This window comes from Desulfobaculum sp., from assembly GCF_054921475.1.
In genome coordinates this window covers 1-14,619 of sequence record NZ_JBUDSW010000070.1, presented here as the reverse complement: position 1 = coordinate 14,619, position 14,619 = coordinate 1, and the positions used below count along the sequence as shown (strand labels likewise).

Here is a 14,619-nt window from a genome sequence, read left to right as displayed (position 1 = left end):
AAGCGGCAAAAAGGCTATGAGCATGCAGGAATTTCGCCGCGAGTTTTGTAGCGGCAGATTGAAATAAACGCTGCGGCCCAGCACTGAGAAGAAGAGCGGGGCGCTTCGGCATATGGTCCGAAGCGCCCCGTTTTGCGCGCGAAAAAGCCCGCGGGGCGGATGCGCCGCGCGGCTGTTGGCGTTGACTGCGCCGTGGTGAGGGGGTGGGCGCTAGGAGTCGGCTGGCTTTTTGCGGCGGGCGCGGAAGAAGTCGCGCAGGGTCTGGCCGCATTCATCGGCAAGGATGCCATCCAGCACGGGGAAGTGGTGGTTGACGAAATCGAGGTTCGCGCCGTCCATGCGGGAGGTGACCGCGCCGGTTTTGGGGTCGTGCGCGCCAAACACCAGCCCGGCGATGCGGGCGTGGATAAACGCGCCGAGGCACATCAGGCACGGCTCCAGCGTAACGACAACGATGCAGTCGTTGAGGCGATAGTTCCCCAGCTTGTCCGCGGCAAGGCGCATGGCGCGCATCTCCGCGTGGGCGCTGGGGTCGTTTTGGCTGATGGGGGCGTTGGCGGCTTCGGCAAGGATGGAGCCGTCCGGACCAAGGACGACGGCGCCGACGGGGACCTCGCCACGCTCTGCGGCGCGGCGGGCCTGCTCAAGGGCACGGCGCATGACCTGCTCCCAGCTTTCCCACTGGCCGGGAAGCGCCGGGAACTCCATTGGCGTATTCATGATATCTGGCCTTGTTTGTTGTGTGAGAATTCACGCGAAAAGGTTTCCGGACGGACGCCACAAACTCGCCCACAGGACGATTTTCGTGCAGTGCCTGTGGCGTCCGTCTCGGAAATGGTACGGTCTTTTTTGGGGAAGTTAAAGGCTCTTGATGTACTTGACGGCGTTCTCCATGAGCACGGTGCCCAGGGTGGGGCGTGCGCCACGGGTCCACGCGGGGTGGTTCGTGGGGTGGTTAAACGCTTCGGGGTGCGGCATCAGACCAAGGATGCGGCCGGTGGGGTCCGTCAGTCCGGCAATGCCGCCCGGTGAGCCGTTGGGGTTGAAGGGAGATTCCTGCGTCGGCTCGCCCGTTTCGGGGTGGGCGTAGCGCAGGGCCACAAGGTTTTCGCGCTCCAGGGCGTCCAGCACGGCGTCGTCTTTGGCAATGAGCTTGCCTTCGCCGTGGCGGATGGGCATTTCGAGCAGGTCGAGGTCCTTGGTAAACACGCAGGGGCTGTTTTTGTTCACCTTCAGGTGCACCCAGCGGTCCTCGAACTTTGCGGAATCATTGTGCGAGAGGGAAACCTGACGGTCGAAGTAGTTGCCGTCAACGGCAGGCAGAAGACCCAGCTTCACCAGCAGCTGAAAGCCGTTGCAGATGCCGAGGATAAGACCACCGGCAGTGAAGAAGGCCTTGAGCTGGTTGACGAGGGGATCGCCGTTTTCAGTGGTGGCATACTGCCAGCGCAGTGCGCCGGCCTGTGCGGCGCCGAGGTCGTCGCCATCCAGAAAGCCGCCGGGAAAGATCAGGAAGTTGTAGTCCTCAACCCGGCAGCGCCCGGCAATGAGGTCAGAGAAGTACACGGTTGAGACGCTGTCCGCGCCCGCCAACTCGGCCGCATGGGCCGATTCCTTATGACAGTTCGTACCGTTGCCGGTAATGACGAGGCTTCTGACCTCCGCCATAAATTCCTCCCGTTGTCTTGACACCGCCAAGGGCGTCGACTAGCGTATCCAAGGTCTGTGGGACCATAATGACACGTAAAGGTGTCGTCAACAGCGTAAAAAGACTGATTATGGACTCCCAATTATCGGGCACATATGTAGAGCTAGAGATTTTACGGCAGTAGTGCCTCGTATCGACCCGCCGGGATCAGAAAATGTTCCGGCGGGTTGATATTTGATGTATGTTCGCGGGGTACGGAGCACGTGTGCAAACGTTTCGTGCGTCACTGCCGGAAGTATTTTTGATAACTCCCTTAAGTTCAAGACAAAAAAGAGGACAGGTCCGGCGAATGAAAACCAAGTTCATCTTTGTCACTGGTGGCGTATTGTCTTCCCTCGGCAAGGGGCTTTCCGCTGCCTCCATCGGCGCTTTGCTCAAGGCACGCGGGCTGACGTGCACCATTCAGAAGCTCGACCCTTACATCAACGTCGATCCTGGCACCATGAATCCCTTCCAGCACGGCGAGGTCTACGTCACCAATGACGGTGCTGAAACTGACCTCGATATGGGCCACTACGAGCGCTTCATCGACGTGCCCATGAGCCAGAGGAACAACTACACCTCCGGCAGCATCTACCACAAGGTCATCACCAAGGAACGCCGCGGCGATTACCTTGGCGGCACCGTGCAGGTGATTCCGCACATCACCGATGAAATCAAAAACGCCGTCCTGAGCCTTGCCAGCGACGACCTTGACGTTGCCCTCATTGAAATTGGCGGCACCGTCGGCGACATCGAGGGCCTGCCGTTCCTCGAAGCCATCCGCCAGCTGCGTATTGACCTTGGCAAGGAAAACTGCCTCTACATCCACCTGACGCTGGTTCCGTACCTTGCCGCCGCCGGTGAAGTGAAGACCAAGCCTACGCAGCACTCCGTTAAGGAACTCCGCTCCATCGGCATCCAGCCCGACATCATGATCTGCCGCAGCGAAGTGGCGCTGGACGAACACCTCAAGGGCAAAATCGCGCTGTTCTGCAACGTGGACCCCGACGCCGTGTTCTGTGCCCGCGACATCAACAATATCTACAAGCTGCCGCTGGCCTTCTACGAGGAAGGCATTGATCAGAAGATCGCCATCATGCTGCGCCTGCCCGCCAAGAATCCGGACCTCGCCCAGTGGTCCGGACTGGCCGAGAAGATTGACCACCCCAAGGGAGAGGTCACCATCGGCATCGTGGGCAAGTACGTGGACCTCAAGGAAGCCTACAAGAGCCTGCATGAGGCCCTCATCCACGGCGGTTTCGCCAACGATGTGACCGTGAACCTCACCTACATCAATTCCGAGGAAATCACGGACGAAAGCATCGCCAAAAAGAAGCTCAAGGGCCTGGACGGCATCCTCGTCCCCGGCGGCTTCGGCTCCCGCGGTGTGGAAGGCAAAATCAAGGCCATCCGCTACGCCCGTGAGAAGAAGATTCCGTTCTTCGGCATCTGTCTTGGCATGCAGTGCGCTGTTATCGAGTACGCCCGCAACGTTGCCGGCATCGACGCCGCCAACTCCGAGGAGTTCGACCAGAACACGCCGGATCCGGTCATCTACCTGATGAAGGAGTGGTACGACTTCCAGCGCGGCCGCGTGGAGCGCCGCGACGAAAGCAGCAACAAGGGCGGCACCATGCGCCTTGGCGCGTACCCCTGCAAGCTCGTTCCGGGCACTTTTGCAGGCAAGGCCTACGCTGAGGAAAACATCAGCGAGCGCCACCGCCACCGCTTCGAATTCAACAACGATTATCTGGAAAAGCTCCAGAAGAGCGGCCTCGTCTTCTCCGGTACCTCTCCGGACGGCGAGCTGATGGAGATTGTGGAAGTTAAGGATCACCCGTGGTTCCTCGGCTGCCAGTTCCACCCGGAATTCCAGTCCAATCCCATGCGTCCCCATCCGCTGTTCAGGGACTTCATCAAGGCCGCCAAGGGCCAGAAAAAGGGCAAATAGCTCTTTGACCAGTCATTTACCGGACTCGCTCCCGCACGCCTTCGCCACCTGCGCGAAGGCGTGCGGTGCGCCGGTTGTAGCGGGGCCACTGCGCTGGGTGCCCCTTGCGGCACTCCGCCCGCCGCGCCCCGTCCTCCTTCCCCCGCAGAAAAGGGTATGCTTATGATGACTGCATCCGAACTCTACACGCATTCGTGCGCGCATCCGTTCCTCATCGCAGGGCCGTGCGCGCTGGAAGACCTCGATATCGCCCTGCAAGCGGGCAGGAAAGTGGCCGAAATCTCCAAGGACCTTGGGATTGCGGCCATTTTTAAAAGCTCTTTCGACAAGGCCAACCGCACCTCCGTCACCAGCTTCCGCGGTCCCGGCATGGAGCGCGGGCTGGAAATGCTGGCGCAGGTCAAGGCCGAGACGGGCTTGCCCGTCATCACCGACATCCACTCCCCGGAGCAGGCCGAAGCCGTGGCCGAGGTGGCGGATGTTCTGCAGATTCCCGCCTTCCTCTGCCGCCAGACCGACCTGCTGGTGGCCGCCGCCAAGACGGACAAAATCATCAACGTGAAGAAGGGCCAGTTCCTTGCCCCGTGGGACATGCGTTCCGTAGTGGAAAAGGTCCGCTCCACAGGCAATTCCAAGATTTGGCTCACCGAGCGTGGTGCCAGCTTTGGCTACAATAATCTGGTGGTGGACTTCCGTTCGCTGGCGATTATGCAGAGCCTTGGCTGCCCCGTGGTGTTCGATGCCACGCACTCGGTCCAGCTTCCGGGCGGGCAGGGCGGCTGCTCCGGTGGACAGCGCGAATACGTGCCCATGCTGGCGCGCGCCGCTGTTGCCGCTGGCGCAAACGGTGTGTTCCTTGAGACGCACCCCGACCCGGATTCCGCGCTGTGCGACGGACCCAACTCGTGGCCGCTGACCAAGCTGGACGCCCTTGTCCGCGACCTCGACAACCTCTGGAAGCTGCCCCATGAGTGCTAAGCTGACTGCCGCCGCCAAGGAACGCGCGAAGAACGTGCGCGTGCTGGTGCTGGACGTGGACGGCGTGCTGACCGACGGCGGTCTGTACTACGACGCATCCGGGCACGTCTCCAAGCGCTTCAACGTGCAGGACGGCCTTGGCGTGAAGCTGGCGCAGGGCGCAGGCCTTGTGGTGGCCGTCATCACGGGCCTCAAGTCCAAAGCCGTGGAAAAGCGCGTGCGCGAACTGGGCATCAAGGACTACTACGCGGGCCACACGGCCAAGATTCCGCTGCTCCAGAAGATTTGCGATACCCATGGCGTTACCATGGACGAGGTAGCCTACCTCGGCGATGATTGGGTGGACGCCGGGCCGCTGGCCAACGTGGGCCTGCCCATGGCCGTCGCAAACGCCCAGCCCGAAATTCACGACATGGCCGTGTGGGTCAGTGAATGCCGCGGCGGCAACGGCGCAGTACGCGACGCCATCCGCTTTATCCTCGATGCGCAGGGCAAGCTGGACATCCTGTGGGCGGAGTGGAAACAGCGATGAACAGAGCGCGTATGCTCCTTGTCGCGGTGCTGGTCCTTGTGACCATGCTTGGCGCGGCCTATATCATTTGGCGTGGGAGCGGCGCATCCGTGGATGATGTGCCCATCACCGCCCCGCCTGTGGATATGGCCATGCAGGGCGTGGAACTCACCCGCAGCGCCGGTGACGGCTCCCTGTGGACCCTCAAGGCCGAGAGCGCCGACTACGAAAAGCAGGACGGCCGCATCACGGTTGAGGCTCCCGTTATCGACTGGACCAAGGAGGGCCGCGAGCCTGTGCATATCGTTGCCCCCAAGGGGCGCGTTGATCAGGCGACGGGTTCTGCGGAATTGTGGCCCGAAGTTGTCGTGACAAGTGGCGATACCACAGTGTATTCCAAGCGTCTGAACTATGACGGCGAGGCGCGGATTATCACCGTACGCGAGGATGTCCGCATTGTGCGCGAGGGCATGACCCTCCGCGCGCCGGAAGTCGTCTATGATCTTTCCACCAATGTCATCACCGCCACCGGGGGCGTGGAGTCCGTCATGGACGGCATGGCCGCCCCGGGCAGGGAGAAGTAGCCTTGAAGACGTTTGCACGCACCGCCGCACTCGCCCTTGCGGGTGTGCTCGTAGCGGCCTCGCTGGCATTTGCCGCGGCCGCCGATACCGTACCGACCAAAATCACCTCTCAGAAAACCGTTTACGACGAAAGCGGCAAGACCGTCGTCTTTACGGGAGATGTGCTCGTCACCCGGCCGGATATGCAAATCTGGTCCGACAAGATGACGGTGCACCTCACCCCGTCCAATACGCCGGATACCCCCGGAACCATCCGGAAAATTGTCGCCACCGGCAACGTGCGCCTGAGGCGCGAGGGCAAGACCGGCACCTGCCGCAAGGCCGTGTACACCGCCGAGGAAGGCCTGTTGACCCTCACCGGCAAGCCCGTGCTCAAGGATGGCGAAAATAGCATCGCCGGCAAGATTATCCGCCTGTGGCTCAAGGATAACCGTAGCGAAGTGGAAAGCGGCGACGCACCTGTGGAAGCCATCTTCTTCACCCCGGCTGACGGGGGCGGCAAGTAGCATGAGTGTCCTTTCAGCCAATGATCTGTGCAAGATCTATGGGCAGCGCAAGGTTGTGCAGGATATCGCCGTCAATGTGGCGCAGGGCGAGGTTGTTGGTCTGCTTGGCCCTAACGGCGCGGGCAAGACCACCACGTTCTACATGCTGGCGGGCATCATCAAGCCCAACGGCGGCGCGGTGCACCTTGACGACGAGGCCATCACCATGCTGCCCCTGCACGAGCGCGCCCGCCTCGGCATGAGCTACCTGCCGCAGGAAAGCTCCATCTTCAAAAAGCTGTCCGTGCGGCAGAATCTGGAGATTATTCTGGAGCAGAGCGGGCTGGACAGCGCAGAGCAGAAGCGGCGCGCGGACCAGCTGCTGGACGAGCTTGGCATCACGCGCCTTGCGGACCAGAAGGCCATGCACCTCTCCGGCGGTGAGCGCAGGCGGCTCGAGATCGCCCGCGCGCTTATTCTGAATCCGAAATTCATGCTGCTGGATGAGCCTTTTGCGGGGATTGACCCCATCGCCGTGGATGACATACAAGGAATTGTACGCGGGCTGAAGGAGAAGGGCATTGGCGTGCTCATTTCCGACCATAACGTCCGCGAAACCCTGCGTATTTGCGACAGGGCCTACCTTGTCTACGAAGGCCGCATCATCCTGAGCGGCACTCCGGAAGAAATTTGTGCCGATCCTAAGGCTCGCCGGGTCTACCTTGGCGAGACGTTCTGCCTGTAACCTTCCGGAAATTCTATATAAATCCCTATATTCAAGAACCTTGCCAGTCTTGGTTGCAAGCTTGTTGTGAATGTGGCATGGTGCTTGTGCGGTCGGTAACGAAGTCCGCACAAGCACCATTTTTTTTAGATGCCGTAGGCACTGTCGCACTTCCGCCCCCTTTGACGGGGCAGCCTGATACGGAATCTGCAACGCCAACATTTCGCAAGAAGACATAAGCCAACATGGCACTTGAACTACGACAACAACTCAAGCTCTCTCAGCAACTGGTCATGACACCGCAGTTGCAGCAGGCCATCAAGCTGCTGCAGCTCTCCCGCGTGGAGTTGGTGGACATGGTCCAGCAGGAACTCCTCGAGAATCCCCTTCTGGAGGAGGCCGCCGTCGAGCCGTCGCAGGAGAAGGCCGAGGCCGAGCAGGACGCCCGGTCGGCAGAAGCCGTAGACAACGGCGAAGCCATGGCCGATGGCGTTGGCGATCAGGACGCGATGCAGGGCGCGGATTGGGAAAACTACCTCGGGGAGTTCTCTTCCACGGGGCGGCAGTCCTCGGCGCGTGAAGCGGAAATCCCGGAGGAGGGCTTGTCCTTTGAGGCCCGCCTTTCGTCCAAGCCATCGCTGGAAGGGCATCTGGAATGGCAGATCCGCCTCTCGGACATGACGCCGGAGCAGGTGAACATCGCAGAGGTCATCCTCGGCAACCTTGGCTCGCAGGGCTACCTGCAAAGCACCGTTGAGGAAATCGCCGAGGAAGCCAAGTGCTCCGTAGACGCCGTGGAGGAAACGCTGCACCGCGTCCAGCGCATGGACCCCGTGGGCGTTGCCGCCCGCGACCCGCGCGAGTGTCTGCTTGTGCAGCTGGAGGTCAACGGCTACGACGACCCCATCCTGCACTCCCTCGTCAGCGACCACCTGGAGGACCTTGAAAAGCGCCGCTACAAGCCGCTGGCGCGCAAGTTCCGCCTCACCCTTGAAGGCCTCAAGGAATACCTCGACTTTCTGCAAACCCTCGACCCCATGCCCGGTGCTGCCTTTGGCAGTGGCGAGGCGCAGTACGTCAGCCCGGATGTGCACGTCTACAAGTACGAGGATGACTTCGTCATCGTACTCAATGACGACGGTTTGCCGCAGCTGACGGTCAATGATTTCTATCTTGATTCCGTGAAGGATGGGCGCGGCGCGCCGGAGAAGGAATACCTGCACGAGCGCCTGCGTTCCGCCCAGTGGCTGATGAAAAGCCTGTACCAGCGCCAGCGGACCCTCTATAAGGTTATGGAGAGTCTTGTGCGCTTTCAGCGTGGGTTCTTTGAGCATGGCGTGACCCGTCTGAAGCCCCTTATCCTCAAGGATGTGGCCGATGACATCGAGATGCACGAATCCACCATCAGCCGCATTACCACCAGCAAGTATGTGTCCACGCCCCATGGCGTGTTCGAGTTGAAATTTTTCTTCAACAGCGCCCTCGGTATGGACGACGGATCGCAGGTCGGCTCCGAGAGCGTGAAGGCACACATCAAGGAACTCATCGGAAAGGAAGATACCAAAAAGCCTCTTTCGGACGAGAAAATCGCCGAGATCCTCAAAGGGCGGCTTCAGGTCAACATCGCACGGCGAACTGTTGCCAAATATCGCAGCTCCCTCGGCATACCGTCCTCCTCCAAACGCAAGCAGGTCTTTTAGGAGGGGCGGAGCGGCGACAACACCCTTTATTTTCAGGCTGAATGCAAGTACACTTTCCTCTATGGTGAGTATTCGATCCAACCCCAGCAGTTAAGGAGGATCGTCGATGAACATCAGCTTGACCTTTAAGAATTTCGAGCCTTCGGACCATCTCAAGCAGTATGCCCGCAAGCGCTTTGAAAAGCTGATCAAGTACGCCGATACCGGCAATGCCGAGTTGCAGATCAACCTGAGTGTGGAGAAGTTTCGCCACATCGCGGAGGTCTCGCTTGCCGGGGACAATATGAACATGTCCGCCGTTGAGGAATCGGAAGACATGTACTCCTCCATCGACCTTGTGCTGGACAAGATGTCCGCACAGGTCCGCAAGATGCGTGAAAAGGACAAGGACCGCCGCCGCGCGCGCGATACCGTGCGCCAGGAGGACGTCGCCGCCCTTGGCGGATTCGACGCCGAGGACATGGACGCCGCATCCGGCCCTGTCATCGTGCAGGCCGATACCTACACGCCCAAGCCCATGATGGCCGACGAGGCCGCCATGCAGCTGGACACCTTCAAGTATGATTTCCTCGTGTTCCGCAACGCTGAAACCGAACGGGTCAATGTCATCTACCGCCGCAAGACCGGCGAGTACGGCCTCATTGATCCCGGGATGTACGAATGAAGCTCGGAGATTTTGTCGATAGCGATTTGATATTCCCTGAACTTTCGGCCAGAACCAAGTCTTCGGTTCTGGCCGAACTTGTGGCCGGGGCTGCGCAGCATGTGCAGGGCATTGACCCTGAACAGGCCAAGGACGTCCTGCTGGAACGGGAATCCCTCGGCACCACTGGAATCGGCGACGGCATCGCCATCCCCCACGGCAAGCTGGAGGGGCTGGACGACATCGTCGTCGTTGCCGCCAGAAGCCGCGAGGGCGTTGACTTTGATGCGCTGGATTTTAAGCCCTGCCACATCTTCTTCCTTGTGCTTGCGCCGGAAAAGGTGGCCGGGATGCACCTGCGCATCCTTGCCCACATCTCCCGTACCCTCAAGGATGAGAAGTTCCGCACGGCCTTCTTGGAGGCTGGCGATAAGGACGAACTGGTCCGCCTTATCAAGGGAGCCTAAGCATGGAATCTGTCGTGCCGGGAGCGGCCACCGAGCCGGATTTTCCCGTCATTATCCTCTCTGGTCTTTCCGGAGCGGGCAAATCCACTGCCCTGAAGGTTTTTGAGGACCTTGGCTTCGTCTCCGTGGACGGGTTGCCCCCGGATGTCATCCCTGAATTCGTGGACCTGTTTCGCCGTCAGAAAGAGGTGTACCACCGAGGGTTGACCCTTGGGCTGGACGTGCGTCACTCGGACTTTACCGCCAAATGGGAACAGACACGGGGCATCCTTGCCGAAAGCGGCGTGGAGCCGCGCGTGGTGTTCATTGAGGCGGGAGAGAATGTCCTGCGCCGCAGGTATGCGGCCACCCGCCGTCCGCATCCGTTGGAGCAGGGCGTTGGGCTGGACCGCGCCCTTGTGGAGGAGCGCCGCCTGCTCGCCCCGGTGCGCGATTTGGCCGAGCTTGTCATCGACACCTCGGATTATTCCATCCACGACCTGCGCCGCACGTTGCAGGAGAAATGGAATTTCCTGCAGGACAAATGCTATGGCCTGCACGTGTATTTGGTGACCTTTGGCTTTAAGCACGGGGTGCCAACGGACGCGGACCTTGTCTTTGACCTGCGCTTTTTGCCGAATCCGTATTTTGAAAAGTCCCTGCGGAGCCTCACGGGCCGTGACAAGGCGGTTTCAGATTTTGTCCTGCGCTCGCCAGAGGGCGGGGAATACCTTGAGAAACAGCTTGATTTCCTGCACTATGTCCTGCCGTGCTACGCGCGGGAAGGGCGGTACAGGCTGACGGTTGCCATTGGGTGCACCGGCGGCAGGCACAGGTCCGTCGCCGTGGCCGAAGCCGTCTTTGACTCTCTGCGTCAGGCAGAGTATTCCGTATTTCTTGAGCACAGGCATCTCGACCTCGAATGAGGCGGGTGAAGGACGAAATTCCATTCGCGCCGTAAGTAGCGCGCTAGCGGGTATCATGAGCGAAAAGACAACCAAGACAGTCGGTGTGGTCATCGTCACCCACGCGGAGTACGGCGAGCATTTGCTGAATGCCGCCGAGGTCATCCTTGGCGAGCAGGAATACTGCGAAGCCATCGGTGTGGGCGTGGATCAGGAGATGGACGAAATTCTCCAGAACCTGCGCGAAGCCGTGGAGCGCGTCGATGCAGGCGCCGGCGTACTGATGCTGACCGACATGTTTGGTGGCACTCCCACCAACCTCAGCCTGTCCCTTATGGGCTCCGGGCCGCTGGAGGTCATCACCGGCGTGAATCTGCCCATGCTGCTCAAAGTGCTTGGTACCCGATCCATGAAACTGAAAAGCCTTGCCAGCGAAGCCGCAAGCGCCGGCTGTCAGGGTATTGTCGTCGCAGGCGAAATTCTGCGGCGCAAGGTCGCGGAAGGCTAAGATGTATTGGGTGCGCGTGGACAACAGACTGATCCATGGTCAGATTATCGAAACGTGGCTCCCCTTCACCAAGTCGCGCTGGATTGTCGTGGCGAATGACGACGTGGCCCACGACCCATTGCGGCAGGAAATTATGGGGCTTGCCATCCCACACGGGGTGGAGAAGTGTTTTGTGGACGTGGCGGGGCTCGCCGCGTTTATGCATGCCAAGTTCGGGCCGGACCCGGACCCCGATGTGTTGGTCCTCTTCGCCTCGTGCGAGGACGCCCGCCGCGCCCATGAAGATGGCCTCGGCTTTGGGGTGCTCAACCTTGGCAACCTGCATTACGGACCGGGCAAACAGCAGCTGTGCGCCCACGTTTCCCTTTCCGAGGAAGACAACGACTGTCTTGGCTATTTCTCGTCCACCGGCGTGGAACTCGACTTCCGCTGCGTGCCGACGGAACCCGTGCATGTGAGACGAACATGGTAGGAACTCCGCTTGCGAGCATTGCCACGGTTGTGGCGGTCGGTTTTTTTTTGCCCTGAGCTCTCTCGGGCGTTTTGCCGTCACTGTCGGCATCATTGAACGCCCCATGGTGCAGGGCCTCATCTGGGGGCTTGTCACCGGCGATATGACCCTCGCCCTCAGTGTTTCCGCATTTTTTGAGCTGTTCTGGCTCGACCTCATCCCCGCAGGGACGTTTATACCTCCCAATGCCGCGGCGGCGAACCTTGCCGCGCTCACTTTGGTGCACTTTTTTGGCTTCACCACGCCCGCCGAGGTGGTGTTCCCATTGCTCTTCAGCTTGCCCCTTGGGTGGATAGCGGCGCGGGTGGAGTACCTGCACAGGAACTTCCAGAACGCCTCCTACAATAGCTTGCAGGCGCAGGTCGGCCTGAGCGCCAGCCCCAGCGACTACGCGCCGGGTCGCCTTGTCAGGCGCTCCATCATGCAGATGGGCGTCTTGTCGTTTGCGTTTTTTGAGGCCAGCGTTCTGGTGCTTATCGTCATCGTGAATTTCTTCCTGATGCGCGGCTTCCTGCATTTGCCCGCGGACGCTGTTACGTGGGGGCATTTGTGGATTGCCGCCTCCATTGGGCCACTGCTGTCCCTGCGCTCCGCCAAGGCTTATGCCCTCATCTTTGTCCTTGCCGGCGGCATTGCCGCGCTTGCGGCGCTGGGGACGTTTTAACCCCCAGACCAATTGCGGCAGAATTTCTGCGACCAACGGCCCGTATGAGTACCCTCATGCGGGCCGTTTTTGCGTCTGGCAGGGGAGAGCGGACGGGCGGGCGATTTTGAAAAACTCTGTTATGTCAATGGGTTGATTTTTGATTGTGGGCCCGATATCTGTCGGTTTATCGATATTTTTAAGCGGCGTGCTTTTCTTGTTCCTTTTTGCGCAAAGTTTTTGTAGGCTCAGAGCCGCCGGTTGGCGGGAAATGGTCCAAAAGGCCCGTGATTCCCATACATTTTTTTTGAGTGCGTAGGCTCTTGGCAGGACAAGACCTTTGTGCTATTTGGCACAAACTTACAGCGTCAACTTGCCTAAGCTTTCGCGCTAAATCCATTGTTAGGAGGATTTGTCAATGTTAGTTCTCGGTCACATGAATCCTGATACTGACTCCATCGTCGCCGCCATTGCCCTTGCCGACCTGCTCAGCAAGCGTGGCATGGAAGCCAAGCCCGTCGCTCAGGGCGAGGTTACCCCCGAATCCGCTTTCGTTCTGGAAAAGTTCGGTCTGACCGCTCCTGAGGTTGTAACCTCCGTGGCTGGCCAGAAGGTCGCCATCGTCGACACCACCGAGCTGACGCAGCTGCCCGCCGACATCGCCGAAGCCGAAGTCGTCGCCGTGGCCGACCACCACAAGCTGGGCGACCTGGCTACCCCGAATCCGCTGGAAATGTGGGTGTGGCCCGTTGGCTGTACCTGCACCGCACTCAAGGGCATGTACGACTACTACGGCATCGAGATCCCCAAGAGCATCGCTGGTGCCATGGTTTGCGCCATCCTGTCCGACACCGTTATGTTCAAGTCCGTCACCTGCACCGACGCCGACAAGAAGGCCGTTGAAGAAATGGCTCAGGCCGCCGGTATCTCCGACGTGACCGAACTCGGCATGGAAATGTTCAAGGTGAAGAGCGCCGTCGATGGTGCCCCCATGCGCGACCTCGTATTCCGCGACTACAAGGACTTCGACATGGCCGGCAACGGCGTTGGCATCGGCCAGCTGGAAGTTGTGGACCTCGACATCCTCAAGCCCTACGTGGACGGCCTGTACGAAGAGATTCAGAAGGTCAAGGACGAGAAGGGCCATCACACCGTGATGCTCATGCTCACCGACATCATGAAGGAAGGCACCGAGATGCTCTTCGTGTCCGACGACAAGGAAGTCTTCAAGAAGGCTTTCGGCGTGGACGCTGGCGATCGTTCCTTCTGGCTGCAGGGCTGCATGTCCCGCAAGAAGCAGGTTGTTCCGGACTTCCAGGGCAAGGCTTTCGCCTAACCCAGTCCTTTCAGCCTGACTGAATAGAGCACGCATCAGACCCGGCAGGAATTTCCTGCCGGGTCTTTTGTTATGCCGTTATGTGGCCGATAGGTGGAAGGTGTCAGCGTGTCGACACGTCTCGCTTGCAGTCTCTTCTGCGTAGGGCTGAATGTTGCGCCCGCGTCTGAAGCCACGGTCTGTCTGCCTGCCGTGTCGCTCCCTACGTCGCGCCGAGCCTCGGGAAGGGCTGCTGTCTGCGGAAATTCACTGACGATCGTTGCGGGCTGGTATGGATAGTGCATTTATGTGAGGCAGAGCAGGAGAAATGTCAAAATTTTCTGGGAGGATGTTGAGAAGACCGTGTTCACTTTGGCGATATACGTTTTTCTGTAAAACGCCTCATAACAGAATGCGCCTCTTTTCCTGACTGATGCGCGGCTTACAGCACAGCGCGGTATGTAGACCAAAAACGCACTGCACACTTGAGACGCGTAGCGACATCAGACCTGATTTTCTGCACAACTGCGAGCACACTATTGGCACCACACTCTTGGCACCGCGACACGAACGAAGACGAACCGGGACGCACTCATGACTGCACACTATGATGTATCCATCGTGATACCAGTTTTCAATAAATGGAATCTGACGAAAGACTGCCTTGAGAGTATCGCCGCCGCGAACGAAGCCGTCCGCTACGAGGTCATTGTTGTTGATAATGGTTCGTCCGATGAAACCGTCAGCGCATGCGAGGTCTTGGGACGCCAGCTTTTTGGCGGAGCTTTCCGCTACGAGCGTAGCGAACGCAACCTCAATTTTGCCGCAGGCTGCAACCGCGGCGCATCGGCGGCAACAGGCCAGTATGTCCTTTTTCTGAACAACGACACCATCGTCACCCCCAACTGGCTTGGTCCGTTGGTCGCGCGGATGCAAAGCGACAGACGCCTCGGCGCAGTCGGTCCGCTCCTTATACACCCGGACCGGGGCGGACTGGGCGACCGTGTCCAGCATATCGGGGTCAG

17 protein-coding genes are annotated in these 14,619 nt (G+C 59.6%); 15 read left to right on the top strand and 2 right to left on the bottom strand.

Annotation, left to right across the window (positions count from 1 at the left end):
- Positions 1-210: 210 nt before the first annotated feature.
- The gene (gene tadA / locus ACY69P_RS06525) at positions 211-720 is read right to left on the bottom strand and encodes a tRNA adenosine(34) deaminase TadA (protein WP_459899778.1); all 510 of its coding nucleotides are present in this window, start codon (positions 718-720) and stop codon (positions 211-213) included.
- Positions 721-858: 138 nt separating this feature from the next.
- A complete protein-coding gene (locus ACY69P_RS06520; RefSeq protein WP_462326925.1) occupies positions 859-1,668 on the bottom strand; it encodes a phosphoribosylformylglycinamidine synthase subunit PurQ in 810 nt (269 codons plus the stop codon).
- Positions 1,669-1,997: 329 nt separating this feature from the next.
- Between ACY69P_RS06520 and ACY69P_RS06515 the strand changes: the two genes are divergently transcribed.
- The 15 genes from ACY69P_RS06515 to ACY69P_RS06445 form a co-directional block, all read left to right on the top strand.
- Positions 1,998-3,641: a CTP synthase gene (locus tag ACY69P_RS06515; RefSeq protein ID WP_404844870.1), complete on the top strand. Its 1,644-nt coding sequence runs from the start codon at positions 1,998-2,000 to the stop codon at positions 3,639-3,641.
- A gap of 165 nt (positions 3,642-3,806) precedes the next feature.
- Positions 3,807-4,619 (top strand): 3-deoxy-8-phosphooctulonate synthase, encoded by an 813-nt coding sequence (kdsA, locus tag ACY69P_RS06510; protein WP_404845217.1) that lies wholly within the window; start codon positions 3,807-3,809, stop codon positions 4,617-4,619.
- On the top strand, positions 4,609-5,151 hold the full coding sequence (locus ACY69P_RS06505) for a KdsC family phosphatase (protein ID WP_404844871.1): 543 nt from the start codon (positions 4,609-4,611) through the stop codon (positions 5,149-5,151). The genes kdsA and ACY69P_RS06505 overlap by 11 nt, the downstream gene beginning before the upstream one ends.
- Complete coding sequence (lptC, locus tag ACY69P_RS06500) at positions 5,148-5,714, top strand: LPS export ABC transporter periplasmic protein LptC (protein ID WP_462326924.1); 567 nt, start codon at positions 5,148-5,150, stop codon at positions 5,712-5,714. Before ACY69P_RS06505 ends, lptC begins: the two co-directional genes overlap by 4 nt.
- Before the next feature lie 2 nt (positions 5,715-5,716).
- On the top strand, positions 5,717-6,220 hold the full coding sequence (locus ACY69P_RS06495) for an LptA/OstA family protein (RefSeq protein ID WP_462326923.1): 504 nt from the start codon (positions 5,717-5,719) through the stop codon (positions 6,218-6,220).
- A gap of 1 nt (position 6,221) precedes the next feature.
- Entirely contained in the window at positions 6,222-6,944 is a 723-nt protein-coding gene (gene lptB / locus ACY69P_RS06490; RefSeq protein WP_459899787.1) for an LPS export ABC transporter ATP-binding protein, read from the top strand.
- 224 nt (positions 6,945-7,168) lie between these two features.
- Positions 7,169-8,623: an RNA polymerase factor sigma-54 gene (gene rpoN / locus ACY69P_RS06485; protein ID WP_459899789.1), complete on the top strand. Its 1,455-nt coding sequence runs from the start codon at positions 7,169-7,171 to the stop codon at positions 8,621-8,623.
- A 106-nt stretch (positions 8,624-8,729) separates the two neighbouring features.
- On the top strand, positions 8,730-9,287 hold the full coding sequence (gene hpf, locus ACY69P_RS06480) for a ribosome hibernation-promoting factor, HPF/YfiA family (RefSeq protein WP_459899791.1): 558 nt from the start codon (positions 8,730-8,732) through the stop codon (positions 9,285-9,287).
- Entirely contained in the window at positions 9,284-9,733 is a 450-nt protein-coding gene (locus tag ACY69P_RS06475; protein WP_459899793.1) for a PTS sugar transporter subunit IIA, read from the top strand. Before hpf ends, ACY69P_RS06475 begins: the two co-directional genes overlap by 4 nt.
- A 2-nt stretch (positions 9,734-9,735) precedes the next feature.
- The gene (rapZ, locus tag ACY69P_RS06470; RefSeq protein ID WP_462326922.1) at positions 9,736-10,638 is read left to right on the top strand and encodes an RNase adapter RapZ; all 903 of its coding nucleotides are present in this window, start codon (positions 9,736-9,738) and stop codon (positions 10,636-10,638) included.
- Between the two features lie 55 nt (positions 10,639-10,693).
- Positions 10,694-11,125 carry a PTS sugar transporter subunit IIA gene (locus tag ACY69P_RS06465; RefSeq protein WP_459899797.1) on the top strand — a complete coding sequence of 144 codons (432 nt, stop codon included), beginning with the start codon at positions 10,694-10,696 and terminating at the stop codon, positions 11,123-11,125.
- 1 nt (position 11,126) lies between these two features.
- Complete coding sequence (locus ACY69P_RS06460; RefSeq protein WP_404844880.1) at positions 11,127-11,597, top strand: PTS sugar transporter subunit IIB; 471 nt, start codon at positions 11,127-11,129, stop codon at positions 11,595-11,597.
- A 52-nt stretch (positions 11,598-11,649) separates the two neighbouring features.
- Positions 11,650-12,300 (top strand): PTS sugar transporter subunit IIC, encoded by a 651-nt coding sequence (locus ACY69P_RS06455; RefSeq protein WP_459900093.1) that lies wholly within the window; start codon positions 11,650-11,652, stop codon positions 12,298-12,300.
- A gap of 391 nt (positions 12,301-12,691) precedes the next feature.
- On the top strand, positions 12,692-13,615 hold the full coding sequence (locus ACY69P_RS06450) for a manganese-dependent inorganic pyrophosphatase (RefSeq protein ID WP_404844881.1): 924 nt from the start codon (positions 12,692-12,694) through the stop codon (positions 13,613-13,615).
- Positions 13,616-14,188: 573 nt separating this feature from the next.
- A partial coding sequence (locus ACY69P_RS06445; RefSeq protein WP_462326921.1) for a glycosyltransferase family 2 protein occupies positions 14,189-14,619 on the top strand: 431 nt, incomplete at its 3' end.

Excerpts from the sequence above, each read along its gene's own strand:
- tadA (WP_459899778.1), bottom strand. The coding sequence starts at position 720 with ATGAATACGCCAATGGAGTTCCCGGCGCTTCCCGGCCAGTGGGAAAGC.
- ACY69P_RS06520 (WP_462326925.1), bottom strand. The coding sequence starts at position 1,668 with ATGGCGGAGGTCAGAAGCCTCGTCATTACCGGCAACGGTACGAACTGT.
- ACY69P_RS06515 (WP_404844870.1), top strand. The coding sequence starts at position 1,998 with ATGAAAACCAAGTTCATCTTTGTCACTGGTGGCGTATTGTCTTCCCTC.
- kdsA (WP_404845217.1), top strand. The coding sequence starts at position 3,807 with ATGACTGCATCCGAACTCTACACGCATTCGTGCGCGCATCCGTTCCTC.
- ACY69P_RS06505 (WP_404844871.1), top strand. The coding sequence starts at position 4,609 with ATGAGTGCTAAGCTGACTGCCGCCGCCAAGGAACGCGCGAAGAACGTG.
- lptC (WP_462326924.1), top strand. The coding sequence starts at position 5,148 with ATGAACAGAGCGCGTATGCTCCTTGTCGCGGTGCTGGTCCTTGTGACC.
- lptB (WP_459899787.1), top strand. The coding sequence starts at position 6,222 with ATGAGTGTCCTTTCAGCCAATGATCTGTGCAAGATCTATGGGCAGCGC.
- rpoN (WP_459899789.1), top strand. The coding sequence starts at position 7,169 with ATGGCACTTGAACTACGACAACAACTCAAGCTCTCTCAGCAACTGGTC.
- hpf (WP_459899791.1), top strand. The coding sequence starts at position 8,730 with ATGAACATCAGCTTGACCTTTAAGAATTTCGAGCCTTCGGACCATCTC.
- ACY69P_RS06475 (WP_459899793.1), top strand. The coding sequence starts at position 9,284 with ATGAAGCTCGGAGATTTTGTCGATAGCGATTTGATATTCCCTGAACTT.
- rapZ (WP_462326922.1), top strand. The coding sequence starts at position 9,736 with ATGGAATCTGTCGTGCCGGGAGCGGCCACCGAGCCGGATTTTCCCGTC.
- ACY69P_RS06465 (WP_459899797.1), top strand. The coding sequence starts at position 10,694 with ATGAGCGAAAAGACAACCAAGACAGTCGGTGTGGTCATCGTCACCCAC.
- ACY69P_RS06460 (WP_404844880.1), top strand. The coding sequence starts at position 11,127 with ATGTATTGGGTGCGCGTGGACAACAGACTGATCCATGGTCAGATTATC.